This window comes from Pseudomonas caspiana, from assembly GCF_002158995.1.
GTDB lineage: Bacteria > Pseudomonadota > Gammaproteobacteria > Pseudomonadales > Pseudomonadaceae > Aquipseudomonas > Aquipseudomonas caspiana.
The window spans coordinates 40,882-58,208 of record NZ_LOHF01000017.1 but is presented as its reverse complement, the minus strand read 5'-3'; the positions used below and the strand labels follow the sequence as shown (position 1 = coordinate 58,208).

The window sequence follows — 17,327 nt, the reverse complement described above, 5'->3', positions numbered from 1 at the left end:
GCAATCGGGAATTCACGAAGAGGGGCGCGCCTGACGCGCGCCGGGTATAGCGGTCTGAATCAGCTGGCCGCCGCAGCGGGTGAGCGCTGGCGATTGGCGCGTGCCAGGTGCTGCTCGGCATAGCGCCGCAAGCAGCGCAATAACGGGGCTTCCTGGCTTTGCAGGAAAAAGTGGTGGCCTTCAAACATGTCCAGCGAGAAACCGACGGTGGTTTCATCCTGCCAGTCGAGCAGTTCCTCGACGCGCACGCTGTCCTGCTTGCCGCCGAACACATGGACCGGCATCGGTAACGGTTCGCGCGGCAGGTATTCAAAGCTGCCGCACATCAGAAAATCCGCACGCAGGATCGGCAGCATCAGCGCCATCAGATCCGGATCCGCCAACGCCACTTCCGAGGTGCCCTTGAGTGTGCGCAGACGCTCGATCAGCTCAGCGTCGGTCTTGGCCTGACGGTATTCGCTGACGTCACGTCGAGCCGGACCGGCCGTGGCCGACGCGAACAGACACAGCGGCGGCGGAACATCCAGCGCCAACAAGGCGTGGGCCAGCTCATAACCGAGCAAACCGCCCAGACTGTGACCGAACAACGCATAAGGCTGGCCAGGGCTCTGTCGCAACTGGCGAGCAACCTCACTGGCCAACTGCGCGGCAAGCTGGCGCATATCGGTCTGCAACGGCTCGCTCATGCGCATGCCGCGTCCCGGCAGTTCAAGCGGATGAACTTCGAGCCATTGCGGCAAGGTGCGCCGCCAGCGGCTGTAGACCATGGCGCTGGCACCTGAGTACGGCAGGCAGAACAAGCGCAGGCTGTTAAAGGCGCTCACTTCAAGCCACCACTTTGTCCTGATCCATCTTCTGTCGCAGGCTCAACGGACGCATGTCAGTCCAGTGCTGCTCGATGTACTCCAGGCATTCCTTCTTCAGGCCTTTCATGCCGACGGCACGCCAGCCATTGGGGATTGCCTTGTAATCGGGCCAGATCGAGTACTGCTCTTCGTGGTTGCACACGACTTGAAAGGTGAGGTCTTCGCGATCAAATACCATGTCATTCTCCTGCTGCATGGGGGCCGGGCCGGTAGCCAAGGCTGTCACCAAAGAGAACGGATGGAGGAGAGAAATAATTAGTAACGGCTGAACGGGCTGATCGCCAGACAGGGCAAGCGATAAAGCAAAACGCTATGAGAAAGGAATACCGATAGATATATTTCTCATTTGACAATCATTATCATCAAGCCTAATTTGTTGCCCGGTGTGTAGGGGGCTTCCCTACGAAAGCTTCATCTGCCCAATTGCTGCAAGGTGATTTCCATGCCGGAACAACTATCCACAAGTACGTGCGATTCACCGCTTCTCCAGGCGTTCGTCGAAAACCGCCTGACTCTGGTCAAGATTGCAGCGCGGATTACCGGCTGCCGATCACGAGCCGAGGACGTTGTGCAGGATGCTTTCTTCAGATTGCAGTCTGCGCCGCAGATCACATCCTCGATCAAAGCCCAGCTCAGCTACCTGTTTCAGATCGTGCGCAACCTGGCGATCGATCACTACCGCAAACAGGCGCTGGAGCAGAAATACTCAGGCACCGAGGAAGAGGGACTCAATGTGGTTATCCACGGAGCGTCCCCCGAAACCTCGCACATCAATTTCACCACCCTGGAAACCATTGCCGACGCCCTGACCGAACTGCCTAGCCGCACCCGCTACGCGTTCGAGATGTACCGGCTGCACGGCGTCCCGCAGAAAGACATTGCCAAGGAGCTCGGTGTTTCGCCAACGCTGGTGAACTTCATGATCCGAGATGCGTTGGTGCATTGTCGCAAGGTCTCCCTTCAGGAAGCGCGCGCTGTAAGGCGCTGAACACTGATCCTGTAGAAGCCGCCGAAGGCTGCGAAGCTTTTTTACTGCCCCCCCCCCCCAATCGCAGCCTTCGGCAGCTCCTACAGGTAAGGTGATCGACGCAATCCCGCGTTAAAGCCAGTCACACCGCTCAAAAAAACGCTTCCGATCCAGGGTCATCAGCGCGGCTCGCTTGTGCGGGAAATCGAATTCCTTTTCCTTCTCGAACCCCTGCCCTTGCATGTAGGCAATCATCTTCCCGTTGTCGGCGCGCGGTTCTGACACCAGTCGCTGGGTGCGCTCGTCATCGAGAAAAAGGTAATGCACCAGTGCAGAAAGCCAACTGGCGACTTTATGCGGACCCCGATGGCTTTCTTCGCCAACCAGCATGTGGATCCCGCGGTCGTAATCGCCTGGATTGCAGAACGGAGCGATGCGATCTTCCAGCGCCCAATAGGCTTCGAAGTAGGTAAATGGCTGGTCGTCGAAGCAGCCAATCAAGGTCAACGTGTGAGGGTCGGCAGCCTGCTTTTCCAGGTACTCCCGATGCTGTTCCAAGGTTCCACCCTCCTGCCAGAACTGCAGAACACGAGGATTGTTTTGCCAGCGGTTGAAGCGCTCAAGATCCAGATCGACATCCAGAGCGCGCAGGGAAATCGAGGCGCCAAGGCTGGCATCGAAACGTCGATAAACTTCACCGACAGGCTTGGCCGGGCGAATCAACGGCATAGCCGTCGCGGGTAATGACTGAGGCATGCTTTGGGCTCACGAATAAGGGCTGATTCAATGAGAAAACGTGCCCCGGGCGGGAAAATTTAAGTCTTTGTGCCGTCCAAAAAATGTGACCTTCCACGTTGAATCCAGTCATGTAGGAGCTCACCGAGGTTACGAGGCCAGCGATGGCGGAGTATCAGACAAACCGTGATCGCTGGCCTCGTAACCTCGGTGAGCTCCTACAGGTCCGGCGTTGTCGCGCGACCGCTGAGGAAATTTACGATCCGCGCCCCCCTCATCCATGTAAAATGTCAATCAACATATCAAGGCCCAAAGTCTCAGGAGGATTGCATGCGGTACGCGCACGATCACAAAGCCCAGACTCACGAACGCATCCTTCACGAAGCATCCGCACGCTTTCGTCGTGACGGTATTGGTGCCACCGGGCTGCAGCCGCTGATGAAGGCCTTGGGGCTGACCCATGGCGGCTTTTACGCGCATTTCAAATCCAAGGATGATTTGGTGGAGAAAGCGATGCGCTGCGCTGCGGACGAAGCCAACGAGCGCACCAGACAAGCCTTCGAAGAAGAGAATGGTCTGAGCGCTTTTATCGATATGTATTTATCCGAAGGACATCGCAATGCGCCCGAGAAAGGCTGCCCAATGCCGACAATGGCGTCGGAGCTCGGTCAGCGCGGCCAGGCCAGCCCGATCGCCGATGAGCTGATCGAGTCGCGTCTGGCGTTGTTGCAACAGGCACTCGGCGGACCGGATGCCGACGCGCAAAGCGTGGTGATGCTGTCCACTCTGGTCGGCGCTTTGATGCTGTCGCGCAGCACGCAGGATCCGGCTCTATCAGAGCGAATCCTGCACACCACACGTGACTTTCTGAAACAGCAGAACAGCGAGTCCTGATCAGTCCTGCCAGCGCTTGAACAACACGCTGGCATTGACGCCACCGAAACCAAAACCATTCGACAGGGCGTATTCAATAGCCATGGCCCGCGCTGCGCCGTGGACAATGTCGAGACCGGCCGCGGCTTCATCCGGATTGTCGAAATTGAGGGTCGCCGGGGCGATTTGATCGCGAAGCGCCAACGCTGTGAAAATGGCCTCGATCCCACCCGCAGCGCCCAACAAATGCCCGGTCGCGGATTTGGTCGATGTCACCGCGATGGATTTTTGATCACCAAACAACGCCTTGATGGCTGCCATTTCCCCCTTGTCACCTACCGGCGTGGAGGTGGCATGGGCGTTCAAGTGCTGGATTTCCCCTGGCTTGATCCCCGCCTGACGTATCGCTGCGCCCATGGCTCGCTGCGCGCCGCTACCATCCTCAGGGCCAGCCGTGAGGTGATAAGCGTCTGCACTGGTGCCGTACCCAACCAGCTCGACAATCGGTTTAGCTCCCCTGGCAAGCGCATGCTCCAGCGATTCAATCACCAGAATCCCGGCGCCCTCACCCATCACAAAACCGTCTCGATCCCGATCAAAGGGACGCGAAGCTCTTTCGGGCGTCTCATTGAAACCGCTGGACAAGGCACGTGCTGCGGCGAAACCGCCCAGACTGACACGATCAATGGCCGCCTCTGCTCCACCGCAAATAGCGATATCCGCCTCGCCACAACGAATCAGCCTTGCAGCATCACCAATGGCTTGCACACCGGCCGCACACGCCGTCACCGGAGCGCCCAGCGGCCCTTTGAATCCATGCTGAATGGAAACGTGACCGGCCGCCAGATTGACCAGAAACGAGGGAATCGTGAACGGCGACAAACGCCGCGGTCCACGGCTGTCGGTGGTGCGTACAGCGTCGGCTATCGCCCCGAAACCACCAATGCCCGAGCCAATAATCGTCGCCGTACGCTCCTTTGCCTCTTCGCTATCGGCTACCCAGCCGGCCTGCACAATTGCCTCTTTGGCAGCCGCCAGCGCAAACAGGATGAAACGATCCATCTTCTTTTGCTCTTTGGCGGGCACCGCGCTATCGGCATCGAAGCCGGCCTCAGGATCATCAACCAGAAGCGGTACGCGACCGCCTACTTTGCCTGGCAGGTCAGCGACTGTTTCTTCACTGAGTCGAACAATGCCGGAGCGACCCGACAGCAAACGCTGCCAGACTGGTTCGACGCCAGTGCCCAAGGGCGTGACCAATCCCATTCCCGTCACAACAATTCGCGGACCATTCATGGTGTTCTGCGCCTCGGTTTTCACGACTTCAAGCCTCTCGCATCGGTGTTACTCATTTTTTTGAAATCCTCTGATCTGAATCGAGCTTTATATTACGAGTGAAATTTAAATCATTGTATGTCGACTTACATTTAATGTGTCAAGAGGTGCGGAGGGAGCGCGAGGGTTGTCATTTGACAGATCATCGATGTCGCGAGGATTTAGCGGGGATAAAAAGAAGGCCGGTGCTGGACCGGCCTGACCAACTGAGGTTAGAGAGTTTACTCGACTGCGATTCTGTCCCTGTTTTTGTCCAGAAGGGCTTTGCCAATCCCTTTGACTTCGATTAATTCATCCACTGAGGTGAATTCACCGTTGGCTTCGCGATAGGCGACGATGGCGTCAGCTTTACCTTTTCCGATGCCTGACAGTTGCTTCTGCAGGGTTTCCGCTTCGGCAGTATTGATGTTGACCTTGGGTGCCACTTGATCCTGCATGACGACCGCGGCTGTGGATGTGTTTTTTTCCGAGGGAGTAATCGGTGCGGCGGTTACAGCAACCGATGCACTGGTTAAAAACGCGAATACCAACGAGGAAAGAAAAGCTCTACGCATGTGGAACACTCCGTAACATCATGATTGAGTGCGACATTCCTTATGTCGCCACTCAAACTTAGTTCAGGGCGTTGAGGTGTCAATTGAGGCAAGGGTGACCAGTTATTTCATGAGTAAGTTGACAAGGTTTCATTACACCTACCGCGACTATCGGGTAACACGAGGCAACAAACTGCCTTTTCCAAACAAACCATAACTTAGCGGGTGATTGCGTTATCCACCAACAAGGCTGTCAACCCGATCAATCTTCAAGGTGTAACGAAACTCGCGCCAGACAAACTTTTTGCCGCCGCCAACAATATGTTCGACGGGAATTACTGCCGGTTTTCAGCAGTCTGCTAGTGTGCAGCCGGGCTTTGGGACGGTATTAACTATCTGGCTCAGGAAATGGTTCGTTTGCCGCAACGGATAGCACAATGAATACCCCGGTACGAGCCAGGAATATGAACCTCGAATAGTGATCGCCATTGCAGGCGCTTCAGACAGGTCTGGTGAGTCGCGCTACAACCGCATGCCTTTGCAATGAAAAAGGCATGCGGTTACCGGACTGATTACTCAAGGAGTTCGATGTCGCTGCTGATAACTCCAATCTACGATTTCGCCGTCAGGAGCATACCCGTTTACCGTTTCCACCAGTATTTTCCTGACCCGCGCATAGTCATCCTCCGCAACGGCAACTAGCAACTGATCCAGATAACCTTTCATTTTTTCCCATGAAAGATAATCTTCATTAGCACTCATGATCATTGGATGCTGCGTTGAAACAACGTTATCGCCAATAAGTAACTCTTCGTAAAGCTTCTCACCGGGGCGCAAACCCGTGAACTCGATGGAAATATCACCGTGCGGATTCTTTTCGGATCGAATGCTCAGACCGGACAGATGCACCATTTTTTCCGCCAGGTCGACAATTTTGACCGGCTCGCCCATGTCCAGCACAAATACATCACCGCCCATGCCCATCGAGCCGGCCTGAATGACCAGTTGTGCAGCTTCAGGAATGGTCATGAAGTACCGGGTAATTTTAGGGTGGGTAACGGTTAGCGGGCCGCCCGACTGAATCTGCTTATGGAATAACGGGATAACAGATCCGGACGAGCCCAGCACATTGCCAAACCGAACCATGATGAATCGGGTCTTGTTGACCTGACGAATATTTGACGTATCGCCAAACATGACCGGTGAAACCTCTCGACTCAACGCTTGCAGCGTCAGTTCGGCAAGACGCTTTGTTCCTCCCATGACGTTGGTAGGACGCACCGCCTTGTCAGTGGAAATCAGCACGAAGTTGGCCACCCCGGCCTGAAGCGCAGCTTGAGCAGTATTAACCGTGCCCAGAACATTATTGATCACACCTTCGGCAATATTGTGTTCAACCATTGGGACGTGTTTATACGCAGCTGCGTGGTAAACCGTGGTCACGTTCCAGGTTTTTAGCGTGTCGTATAGCTTGGATTGGCTGCGCACCGATCCAAGAATCGGCAGCAGCTTTACCGGCAATAACTTGCTTTGAACAAAGGCCTCTAATTCGGAAAAAATCGTGTAGAGGTTAAATTCGCTGTGATCGAACAATAAAAGCGTCGTGGGTTCCAGCAATACGATCTGGCGGCACAGTTCCGATCCAATTGATCCTCCAGCCCCTGTGACCAGAACCGTCTGCCTTTTGATGCAGCGCTCTAGCAAGTGATCCTGAGCAGGCACCGGATCACGCCCCAGAAGGTCAGCAATATCCACTTCCTGAAGATCATCGACTTTTACTCGCCCAGCCGCCAGATCCATGAAACCTGGAACGCTTCTGACGTGCAGAGGGAAGCCCTCGAGAAATCCTAGAATTTCACGCCGACGCCCACGTGTCGAAGATGGAATGGCGAGCAGGATTTCCTGAGCACCGGTCATTTCCATCATTCGTTGAATATGTTGAGGCTTGTAAACCTGGAGCCCGGAGATGATCCGATTGGTAATGGACGCGTCATCATCGATGAAGGCTACGGGCCGCATGAGACGTCCCATTCTTAAAGCCGCCACTAACTGATTGCCTGCTGAACCCGCACCGTAGATAGCGACTTTAAGAATGCCATCATCCCGATTAGCGAACGGTACATGCTGCGACGCTGCAAACCAGTCGCCGAGAAAGTACTGGCGCATGGCAAGACGCAAGCCGCCGATCATGACCAGACTCAACCACCAGTAGTTGAACATGATGGACCGTGGAACCAGCGGCTTATGATTGCTGTAGACATAAACCAGGCAGCCAAGAATCAACGCAGAGAGGCTGACCGCTTTGATGATAGCGATGAGGGCATCATTACCGAAGTAGCGCATGACAGCCCGGTAAAGGCCCATTCGAATGAAAAGCGGGATGGCGACAATAGGGGCGCTGATGAATAGCCAAGTGTGTGATTGCAGGGGGTTAATCAAATCGTCGGCGCCCAGCCGGACGAAAAATGCCATCCACAGCGCAGCCCACACCAGAACAATATCAGTGGCTACCTGAATGATTCGTTTTTGACGGCGAGGCAGCGCTAACAAGAACGCTCTAAGTTTTTCCATGATTCCTTCAGTCCCCTTGATCCGCATCCTGGGTCATCTACGCAACCTGCAGAACATCAGGCGAGGATGAAGTCATGACGAGTTATCTCAAAAACGATGCAACAACGCCATCGATTATAGAGTCACGCCGTTAAATTTACGTTGAGACAAGACTACTTGTTCAGTGGTTCGGCAACTGATACAGGCATAGCCTTAAGCCATGCTTGTCACGATCCAATACTCTCGCCAACAGGTGGCACGTATTGGGGATCAGCACGTGTCTCTAGGTAGTTCCAGTCAACAATGTCGCCCTCTGGGGCGTAACCCACAACCATCTCGCCTAATATGCGCCTGACATCGGGATAGTCATCTCTGGAAACAGCATCGAGCAACAACTCCAGTTGCTCCTTGAGCTGGCTCCAGGGCAAGAAATCTTCCTGAGCACTCATTATCATGGGGTGGCGTGTCGAGACGACGTTATCGCCGATCAACAACTCCTCATAGAGCTTCTCACCCGGCCGCAATCCGGTGAACTCAATAGCGATATCACCGTGGGGGTTCCGCTCGGATCGAATGCTGAGGCCGGAAAGATTGATCATTCGCTCGGCGAGTTCAATGATCCTCACCGGGGCGCCCATATCCAGCACAAAGACGTCCCCACCCCGCCCCATGGAACCTGCTTGTATCACCAACTGAGCGGCTTCAGGGATCGTCATGAAATAGCGGGTAATGGCTGGGTGCGTCACGGTCAACGGACCACCACTCTTGATCTGTTGATGAAACAGTGGAATGACCGAACCTGACGAGCCAAGTACGTTACCGAAGCGCACCATAGTGAATCGTGTCTTATTGACTTGGGAAACATTGCTGCTGCCACGAAACAGTACAGGCGCAACCTCACGACTGAGTGCTTGCAGGACCATCTCCGCAAGCCGCTTGGTACTGCCCATAACGTTGGTCGGACGCACGGCCTTGTCGGTAGAGATCAACACAAAGTTGGTAACCCCTGCCTGCAAGGCTGCCTGTGCCGTATGCAATGTGCCCATGACATTGTTGAGCACGCCTTCGGCGATGTTGTGCTCAACCATAGGCACATGTTTATAAGCCGCGGCGTGGTAAACCGTATCCACGCCCCACGTATGCATGACATCGACCATTTTGCCGAAGTACCGAACCGAGCCGAGGATAGGCAGCACTTCGACGTCCAGCGAACTCGTTTGAACCTGTTGTTTCAATTCGCCGAGTATCGTGTAGAGGTTGAACTCGCCGTGATCCAGCAGCAGAAGTTTGGTGGGCTTGAGCATCAGGATCTGGCGACACAACTCAGAGCCGATCGAGCCGCCTGCCCCGGTAACCATCACTACTTTGCCAGTGATGCAGTGTTCCAGCAGATCGTCCTGCGCAGGCACCGAATCACGACCGAGTAAATCTGCGATGTCGACTTCCTGGATGTCATCCACCTTCACCCGGCCACTGGCCAGGTCCATGAAGCCTGGAACGCTTCGAACATGCAGCGGGTAACCTTCAAGGTACTCGAGAATCTCTCGACGACGCGCACGGGTCGCCGACGGCAACGCCAGCAGAATCTCTTCAGCACCGGTCGCGTCGATCATCTGCTGAATGTGCCGGGGTTTATAAACCTGTAACCCTGCAATAGTGCGCTTGGTGATCGTCTCATCGTCGTCGATGAACGCCACGGGACGCATGGAACGCCCCATGCGTAAAGCAGCAACCAACTGGTTGCCCGCCGAACCCGCGCCGTAAATCGCAACTTTAGGCAGAGCATCACTACGTGAAGCAAAGGGCACATGCTGAACTGCCATGAACCAGTCGCCCATGAAGTACTGACGCATGAACAGGCGTAAACCGCCGACCATGACCAGGCTCAACCACCAATAATTGAACACGATGGAGCGCGGGACGATTATCTTGTGGTCGCTGTACCAGTACACAAAGAAGCCTACCAGCAACGCCGAAAGGGTTACCGCCTTGCATATGGTAATGAGCGCATCGTTGCCGAAAAAGCGCATGACCGCTCTGTACATGCCAAAGCGGATGAAGATGGGAATAGTCAGCAAGGGAGTCGCGATAAAAAGCCACAAATGGGCAGAGAGGGCCGAATAAGCAACCTCGAGCCCGAGCCGCACAAAAAACGCGAGAGCGAGAGCCGTCCAGATAATGACGACGTCAGCAGCGACCTGCAGCATTCGTTTGTTTTGGCGCGAAAGACCGAGCATTCGCGAGCGCAGTGACATCTTTATCCCTCAACCCAACTAATCCATACGCCATTGTACGGACTGTCGTGGGACAGCGCTTAGTTGAAAACGACCTTTGTAGCATTTTTATTACAGACGGTTGGCATCATTGGATTCAAGCGCCCCCGCCCCTAGCACTAAAGCCAGTAACAGCAACGGTACATATGCAATGACCAACAGGGTTGCACCGTCAAATCCCCAGACGCCTGTCGCCATGGCCAGCGGCAACAGCCAGAACACGTTGATGGCCATCACCCACATGGTGACCGGCAAATGCCGACCAAAACGCCGTGACGCAAACTGGTAGGCATGGGAGCGATGTGCCTCATACACCTTGTCACCGCGTACGAGCCGGCGAATGAGTGTTGCAGTTGCATCGACAATGAACACGCCCAGCAAAATCAGCCAACTCCATAACAAGGACGGCTCAGCCCATGCGGCTTGCAGCGAAAGCAGCCCGATGATGACGCCGAGAAAACCGCTACCGGCATCGCCCATGAAAATACGCGCGGGTGGGAAATTCCAGAACAGAAAGCCTGACACGGCAGCAGCCAGCAAGAGCGGTAAAGCGATCAACGACCCATGGCCTGAAAGCACATAGATCAGAGAGGCGCCCAAGCATGCGCAAATCGCCTCCACACTGGCGATGCCGTCGATGCCATCCATGAAGTTATAAAGGTTGAGCATCCAGACCAGATAGAGCAACGTCAGGACATGCCCTACCCAACCGAGGTCGAACGTGGCGCCGAACAGGCTGAACGGTGGCAGGCCGCCCAACCAGTAAAGCCCCCAGACAGCCGCACTGAAATGCCCAAGCAACCGCCAGCGCGCCGCAATGTGGCCGTGGTCATCAAGGAAACCCAAAATCGCAACGGCAAGGCCGGCACCGCTCAAGGCAAGCGTCGCATGCCAGGTTGCGGGGCTTTCAATCTGTATCACCAAGAGAGCCAATAAAAAGCTCAGGACAATGGCGACGCCTCCGCCCCGAGGCGTAGGCAAACTGTGGGAGCTTCGCGCGTTGGGAATGTCCATGAGGCTACGTGCCAATGCGTAACGCCGTAATACCCAGGTAAGCCCCACCGATAACATAACCATCGCAGGCCCCCACCAGAAACTCAAATCCATCAAACGCTTACATCCTTCGAAAAACGGCCATTCTATACGTTTCGGACTCAAGAACGGGACTGCAACCATTGCCTGGCACTGTCGCGCAATGCATCGGCCGCACTAATCTCAGGCTGCCACCCCAACAAGTTACGTGCCTTACTGGCGTCTACCTGCAATGAACCGCACAGTTGCTGACCCAGTCCTTTGCGGCCAAGCAAAGCGAGACCAGTACGCAACGCCGAAACAGGAACAGGAAGAAGCTTTGCGCGATGCCCCATGCCCTGCGCCAGAAACTCAACCAATTGGGTCGTCGAAACATCCTGCCCATCGGCGATCACAAACGTCTCATTGGCAGCCGCTGGATGCGTAAGGCAAAGCTCAAGAAACCCCACCAGATTTTGCAGAGCGATCATGCTCCGGGCATTGCGAACGCGGCCCAGGGGCAACGGAAGCCGCTTGCCAACGAGTCCCAACAGACGGGCGAAATTGCCGGGCGCATGACCCGCATAGACCAGCGGCGGACGAACTATTACCAACTCCATGGGTTGACCTGCCACCAGATCACGCAATGCCAGCTCGGCTTCAAGCTTCGATCGGGCATAAGCCTGTTGCGGGTTGGGAGTGGAAAGCTCACTGAAAGGCTGACCACGTGGGGTTTCAGGACCGTTAACACCAATGGAACTGATGAATACGAATCGTCGAACACCCGCGTCCATCGCCTGACGGGCCAAGGCCAGCGTGCCTTCGACGTTGACCTTGCGAAATTGCTCAAGCGGTTGCGCTTCTTGCTCGCGCAGGACGTGCGCTCTGCCTGCGGTGTGTACGACGACTTCGCAATTGGTAAGCGCTGCTGACCAATCGGTTAGGCTATCCAGGCCAGCAACCTGCACCCAGTCCCCTATAGCATTTGTTGACTGCCGCGAAGAGCCTCGCACTGGACGGCAGTGAGCATAAGCACGATCGAATAGTGCTCGCCCAATAAAGCCGGTTGCGCCGGTGATCAGGTATTTAGGAGTCGTTAACTGAGAGAACATGTCAGGTCGATACCGGTCTTGAAATAATTGAGCGTATGCGTTGCGTTACCGCGGTCGTCGCAAGCTAGAAAAGCTCACACCCTGATGGGCATGAAAAGACGATGAAAGTAGGCAGCTTAACCAATGGCAATACTGCGATGCACATACATATGCATGCTGAGAATATTCAGAGATTGCAGGTCGTTGCAGAGTGCAGACCCATTTCTGCCCCATACACAAAATCCGTTGCCATGTGACGGAGACCGCTGACAATGCGTAAAATGGTGGATTATCAAAACAAGGCTTCCCTAAGATGCGTATCACTGGAACGGGCATTGCAAATAGCGAAAGTGAGGTCTCGCACCTAGATACTCCTGCTACAGAGAATAATGCAAGCGCCCCATCCGTAGCGATCCTGATGTGCACCTATAACGGTGCACGGTACCTCCGGGACCAGCTCAATTCATTTTCAGAGCAGACCTGCACCCGCTGGACGGTATTCGCTTCTGATGATGCATCTACCGACGAGACGCTAGACATTCTGGCCGAGTTTCAACAAAAGTGGGGGGAAGACCGACTAGTCCTATTCAAAGGTCCCTGTGAAGGCTTCGCGCGAAACTTTATTTCGCTTGTTAAAAACACCGAGATCAAAGCTGACTTTTTCGCTTTCAGCGATCAGGACGATATCTGGTTTGCAGACAAGCTCGCGCGGAGCATTGACCGTCTCAAACACGTTCCCGAAAACAAGCCTGCGCTCTATTGCTCACGGACCCGATTGATTGACGCCGACAAACAGGTCATTGGCCTCTCCCCGCTTTTTTCAAAACCACCCACGTTCCAAAATGCGCTGGTTCAGAGTCTTGCAGGTGCAAACACCATGCTAATCAATCGTTCCGCTCGGGATCTTTTACTACAGTTGCCAGAGCAATCATCACCGGTCTCCCATGACTGGTTGACCTATCTAATAGTTAGCGGTTGCGACGGAGAGATCTTTTATGATGCCCAACCCACGCTCGACTATCGCCAGCACGACGGCAACTTGATTGGTGCAAAAACAACAGGCCTAGACAAACTAAAACGCTTGCGTGGAATGTTTTCCGGACGCTTCGCACAATGGAATGACAGAAACCTCGACATATTGAATAACATGAAGTCACGCCTCTCAGAAGAAAACCAGAAGGTTATGACGCGCTTTGAGGAGGGGCGAAAGGAAAAACTTTTCAAACGCCTTATCGCACTTAATAGTGCGGGTGTTTATAGGCAAACTTTACGCGAAAATTTGATCCTGCTTGTAGCCGTCCTTCTTGGAAGGATCTAAAAGTAACTCGTGAAAAGCAGGCCAGCGGGCACAGTCTGCAAGATGAGCCTTCTGGATGGGGAAGGCTTCTGCCAGCTTGCTGAAGCTCGTAGGATTGCGCCATTCAATCAGGCAGCAGGTGATGCTGCAGCTCAAAATCTCGCCCGCAAAGAACCATCAGCTTTCAATGACGGCGGTCTGTCAGGTAGCTTTTGGGCAATGCAAGGTTAAGAATCCAGCCACCCAGCAGCATCCGCTACACGCCTACTCGCTTTTTCTCCGGGGCCTCTTTATAATTATGCGCCTTGACTAAGTAGGTCTGACGCCAGTTGTATAATTTTTGGGGTAGGTATGAAGTTTGCGGAATGTGTCAGATTAGCGTGGGATTTAGCAAGGCGCGACCTGCAGGCTAAGTATAAACGGTCTTTTCTAGGTATTTTCTGGATGTTGTTGACACCGCTGTGCTTACTTTGCGTATACACGATCGTGTTTAGCGGTATATTAAAAATTAGCTGGAACGAACCCGGGTCTACAACTTCTGTAGGATTCGTTCTACCGTTTTTCATCGGATTATCTGTCTACCTGCTGCTCGCGGACATTGTTAACTCATCCACGACGCTATTTTCGAGCAAAAGAACATACGTCGTAAAATCCCCCTTTCCTCTATGGGTACTCTGGCTCGCCAACCTGATGCGCGCATATGTGCACGGTATAATCTATGCGGCGATTGTGTTGGTGTTGTGCCTCATCTACTCAGTTTTAAGCTGGCAAAGCATAGCCTGGTCGTTGGTTCTATTGATTCCGATAGTCGCTCTCATTTCCTCAACCTCTCTGATTTTGTCTGTTATCGGCCCCTTCATTGGGGACATTTCAGAAGCTGTCAGGCTACTGATGCGAGTTCTGTTCTACGCAGCGCCCATTTCTTATCCATTGAGCCTTGCACCCGAGACCTATCGATTTTTACTTTGGCTCAACCCCTTGACGGTGATTGTCGAACCCTTGAGAAACGCGCTGGTTTTTGGACATGGACCCTCTGTCATCGTGCTCTCGCTCCTCATGGCCGCTGCGGTTATTTTGATTGTGTTTTCTAAGTGGCTGTTCAATAGAATCAAAGGAGTGGTAGCCGATGTCGTCTGAGAATAAGCGCGATCAATTACTGCTCGAAGCGACAAATATCAGCAAGCGCTATGCTAGCTCCTTGCGACCGACGACTGTTTTCATGGATGCGCTGCTTAAGCGGACATCAAAAGCTGTGGGTGGAAAGAAGGTGCTGGACGGCATCAGCCTCTGCGTACAAAGCGGCGAAACCGTCGGGATCATCGGACGTAATGGGGCAGGCAAATCTACACTTCTGGGGATTCTGGGCAATGTAATAGAACCTACCGAAGGTGCTGTCGCGCGACACGGCCGAATCGCCACACTTCTCGGCCTGACCGCCGGCTTCAATATGAGCTTCAGCGGCAGAGAAAATGCTTACCTGTTTTGCAGCATCCAAGGGATCAACAAACAGGGAACCGACCGTCGCATCGCCGATATCATTGCCTTCGCAGATTTAGGGGATTATTTCGACCAACCTTTGCGGACCTACTCATCTGGCATGCAGTCACGCCTGGCCTTCGCTTGCGCAGTACACGTAGATGCCGACCTCATCATCATTGACGAAACACTTGCGGTAGGTGATGCCAGCTTCCGCATGAAATGTTATGACAAGATCCGCGATATGCGCGACTCCGGACAGACATTCTTGTTAGTCACGCATAATCAAAACCTGCTGGCGAATTTTTGCACCCGGGCAATCGTTATTGAAGGTGGTAAAAAAATTCACGACGGCTCGGTTTTTGAGGCGATTGAAGTCTATAAAAATGTGCGCAGTGATAACGAACCCGGCAGCCGTGCCAAGGGTAAATCGTCTTTGAATAACGCTGCGTCTGCGACAAAAATGATTCAGGATTTCGCCCTTGAGTATAAAGCCGACAGCCACCAGTATGTGCTCACGGGAATATTCAAAGCGGCGCAGTCTTCAGAATGCGTCGCGTTCAACTTTGGAATCCGTAACAGCTCAGGCATTAACGTTTGCGCCATTGACGGATCCGAAGTTGGGCCAATGCTCCATAACGTGGTAGAGGGTGAGGAATACAGCCTTGCTCTTTCGTTCTCTCACCACCTGCTCGGCGGAAAGTACTTCTTCAGCTACATCGTCAACGAGGTTGTTGGAGACGCAGCAGTGCCGTTAGAGATGTCACAAAACTTTTTCAATTTTGACATTGCCTCAGTGTCAGGTCAGACAGGTATTGTAAATCTTGGTCTGACCCTTTCCACGTCCAAGGTATGTAATCATGACCAGCAGTGAAGCAGTGAAACCAAAGAAACCAAAGAAACCCAAATTCAATGCGTCGCTTGAATTCCCCCATGTTCCGCCTTTTTCCGAGATTTTCTTTGAACGGATTCCTGTACTCCACGGCTTCCAGCTTGCAATAGCTAATTACCTGCGGAACGAACGCCAGAAAAAAAAGAAAAACCCATGGGGCGATTTTTTCTGGGGCTTGGGTATCCGCAGGCTTTCCAGGTTCAACGCCGTAGAATGTGGGGTGTTTACCGGAAGCAGCTTGATAGCCTGCTCGAAGCTGGCTCATGAATCTGGTATCCCGTTCAAGATGCTCGGGCTGGATACCTTCAGCGGCCTACCGCCCTTGTCCGAAGAGGACAAGCAGCATGCCCCGGCAGATGCTATATATCGAAATCAAACCCTATTCACTGAGACGTCTCTCTCAGGCGTACAGAAATTAGTCGACGAAGCGGGGTTGAGCACCCATGTTGAATTGCGCCAAGGACTCTTTAGCCAAACGTTGCCCACATTAAACGAAGAGCGCTATCACTACGTCAATATTGACTGCGATTTGTTCGAGCCACACATCGAATGTCTTGAGTATTTTTACTCGCGTATGGTGCGAGGCGGGGTCATTTTCTTCGACGATTATAACTCTATCAACTACCCCATGGCAGGCAAAGCAATCGACAAGTTCTTTGCAGACAAACCTGAGAAGCTTGCGCAAATCCGGTATGGCGATGATGGTGCAAATCGGACAAAGGCATACGTGGTGAAGTATTGATGGCTTCGCTGCTCTCCCAATTGAAACGGTTTTTCTACCCTAAGAAAGAGCCCACAGCGCCACTTGATTTTTCAATAGGAGAAGGGGCCCAAGTGTCCTCGGAAGCTCATTTTGAAGGTTATCTTGCGAATATCGTGCTGGGGAAAAAAGTCGTCATCAAGCCGGGTGCCAGGCTTATCTGCACCGATGTTAATGCAAGTATCGTCATCGGTGACGGTAGCATTATTCAGCACGGTGCTATTTTAGAGACCGGGCCAGGTGGAAAAATCGAGTTGGGTAAATCCAACTCTGTTAATCCCTACTGTGTCATCTATGGCCATGGCGGATTAAAAACCGGTAACTATGTACGCATCGCAGCGCACACCGTCATTATTCCCGCGAATCACATTTACGACGACTCGACTGTCCCCATAGCTAAACAAGGTCTTACTCGCCAGGGTATCAGCTTAGGCAACGACATCTGGATTGGCGCAGGCTGCCGGATACTCGATGGCGTTTGCATCAAAGACGGCGCAATCATCGCAGCAGGCGCGGTCGTGACCAAATCTGTCGAGCGGGGATCCATCATGGGAGGAGTGCCCGCGAAACTCATCAAGTATCGCCCTGGCTTCGAATACCCGGCTCTCGACGAAAAAAACGATTAGCTGCGGTAAAATGTTACCGCACGTCGAAATAAATAAAGGTAT

At 53.5% G+C, this 17,327-nt stretch carries 17 protein-coding genes and 1 pseudogene; 9 read left to right on the top strand and 9 right to left on the bottom strand.

All coding sequences use genetic code 11. The features are described 5' to 3' along the window. Positions 1–59 precede the first annotated feature (59 nt). Both AUC60_RS18770 and AUC60_RS18765 read right to left on the bottom strand, forming a co-directional pair. Positions 60–824, bottom strand: coding sequence for a thioesterase II family protein (locus tag AUC60_RS18770; protein ID WP_087270930.1), 765 nt, complete (start codon positions 822–824; stop codon positions 60–62). Position 825: 1 nt separating this feature from the next. Then, on the bottom strand, positions 826–1,044 hold the full coding sequence (locus AUC60_RS18765) for an MbtH family protein (protein ID WP_020289209.1): 219 nt from the start codon (positions 1,042–1,044) through the stop codon (positions 826–828). 264 nt (positions 1,045–1,308) lie between these two features. On the opposite strand from AUC60_RS18765, the gene AUC60_RS18760 reads away from it, so the two are divergent. Beyond that, the gene (locus AUC60_RS18760) at positions 1,309–1,854 is read left to right on the top strand and encodes an RNA polymerase factor sigma-70 (RefSeq protein ID WP_087270927.1); all 546 of its coding nucleotides are present in this window, start codon (positions 1,309–1,311) and stop codon (positions 1,852–1,854) included. Between the two features lie 111 nt (positions 1,855–1,965). On the opposite strand, the pseudogene AUC60_RS18755 reads toward AUC60_RS18760, so the two are convergent. Further along, a pseudogene (locus tag AUC60_RS18755) lies at positions 1,966–2,553 on the bottom strand (GNAT family N-acetyltransferase); the annotation flags it as partial. 345 nt (positions 2,554–2,898) lie between these two features. On the opposite strand from AUC60_RS18755, the gene AUC60_RS18750 reads away from it, so the two are divergent. Then, entirely contained in the window at positions 2,899–3,462 is a 564-nt protein-coding gene (locus AUC60_RS18750; protein WP_087270921.1) for a TetR/AcrR family transcriptional regulator, read from the top strand. Here AUC60_RS18750 and fabF read toward each other — a convergent pair whose 3' ends face one another. Beyond that, a complete protein-coding gene (gene fabF, locus AUC60_RS18745; protein ID WP_087271082.1) occupies positions 3,463–4,737 on the bottom strand; it encodes a beta-ketoacyl-ACP synthase II in 1,275 nt (424 codons plus the stop codon). It lies immediately after the preceding gene. A 260-nt stretch (positions 4,738–4,997) separates the two neighbouring features. Then, positions 4,998–5,330, bottom strand: coding sequence for a ComEA family DNA-binding protein (locus AUC60_RS18740; RefSeq protein ID WP_087270919.1), 333 nt, complete (start codon positions 5,328–5,330; stop codon positions 4,998–5,000). Positions 5,331–5,534: 204 nt separating this feature from the next. Here AUC60_RS18740 and AUC60_RS18735 point away from each other — a divergent pair, with 204 nt between their 5' ends. Beyond that, positions 5,535–5,672 carry a polysaccharide biosynthesis protein gene (locus AUC60_RS18735; protein WP_087270916.1) on the top strand — a complete coding sequence of 46 codons (138 nt, stop codon included), beginning with the start codon at positions 5,535–5,537 and terminating at the stop codon, positions 5,670–5,672. A 213-nt stretch (positions 5,673–5,885) separates the two neighbouring features. On the opposite strand, the gene AUC60_RS18730 is transcribed toward AUC60_RS18735, so the two are convergent. The 4 genes from AUC60_RS18730 to AUC60_RS18715 form a co-directional block, all read right to left on the bottom strand. Next, positions 5,886–7,880 (bottom strand): polysaccharide biosynthesis protein, encoded by a 1,995-nt coding sequence (locus AUC60_RS18730; RefSeq protein ID WP_087270913.1) that lies wholly within the window; start codon positions 7,878–7,880, stop codon positions 5,886–5,888. A 206-nt stretch (positions 7,881–8,086) separates the two neighbouring features. Beyond that, positions 8,087–10,114 (bottom strand): polysaccharide biosynthesis protein, encoded by a 2,028-nt coding sequence (locus AUC60_RS18725; RefSeq protein ID WP_087270910.1) that lies wholly within the window; start codon positions 10,112–10,114, stop codon positions 8,087–8,089. Between the two features lie 90 nt (positions 10,115–10,204). Next, the gene (locus AUC60_RS18720) at positions 10,205–11,209 is read right to left on the bottom strand and encodes an MraY family glycosyltransferase (RefSeq protein ID WP_238599605.1); all 1,005 of its coding nucleotides are present in this window, start codon (positions 11,207–11,209) and stop codon (positions 10,205–10,207) included. Positions 11,210–11,286: 77 nt separating this feature from the next. Continuing rightward, on the bottom strand, positions 11,287–12,255 hold the full coding sequence (locus tag AUC60_RS18715; protein ID WP_087270905.1) for an NAD-dependent epimerase/dehydratase family protein: 969 nt from the start codon (positions 12,253–12,255) through the stop codon (positions 11,287–11,289). 397 nt (positions 12,256–12,652) lie between these two features. Between AUC60_RS18715 and AUC60_RS18710 the strand changes: the two genes are divergently transcribed. The 6 genes from AUC60_RS18710 (at position 12,653) to AUC60_RS18685 (ending at position 17,285) form a co-directional block, all read left to right on the top strand. Then, on the top strand, positions 12,653–13,552 hold the full coding sequence (locus AUC60_RS18710; protein WP_087271078.1) for a glycosyltransferase family 2 protein: 900 nt from the start codon (positions 12,653–12,655) through the stop codon (positions 13,550–13,552). A 42-nt stretch (positions 13,553–13,594) separates the two neighbouring features. Next, on the top strand, positions 13,595–13,762 hold the full coding sequence (locus AUC60_RS28170) for a hypothetical protein (protein WP_238599603.1): 168 nt from the start codon (positions 13,595–13,597) through the stop codon (positions 13,760–13,762). A gap of 120 nt (positions 13,763–13,882) precedes the next feature. Next, positions 13,883–14,668, top strand: a complete 786-nt coding sequence (locus AUC60_RS18700; RefSeq protein WP_087270899.1) for an ABC transporter permease — start codon at positions 13,883–13,885, stop codon at positions 14,666–14,668. After that, positions 14,658–15,881 carry an ABC transporter ATP-binding protein gene (locus AUC60_RS18695; protein WP_087270897.1) on the top strand — a complete coding sequence of 408 codons (1,224 nt, stop codon included), beginning with the start codon at positions 14,658–14,660 and terminating at the stop codon, positions 15,879–15,881. Before AUC60_RS18700 ends, AUC60_RS18695 begins: the two co-directional genes overlap by 11 nt. Continuing rightward, positions 15,868–16,641, top strand: coding sequence for a TylF/MycF/NovP-related O-methyltransferase (locus AUC60_RS18690; RefSeq protein WP_087270894.1), 774 nt, complete (start codon positions 15,868–15,870; stop codon positions 16,639–16,641). Before AUC60_RS18695 ends, AUC60_RS18690 begins: the two co-directional genes overlap by 14 nt. Continuing rightward, complete coding sequence (locus AUC60_RS18685; RefSeq protein ID WP_087270891.1) at positions 16,641–17,285, top strand: acyltransferase; 645 nt, start codon at positions 16,641–16,643, stop codon at positions 17,283–17,285. Before AUC60_RS18690 ends, AUC60_RS18685 begins: the two co-directional genes overlap by 1 nt. Positions 17,286–17,327 lie beyond the last annotated feature (42 nt).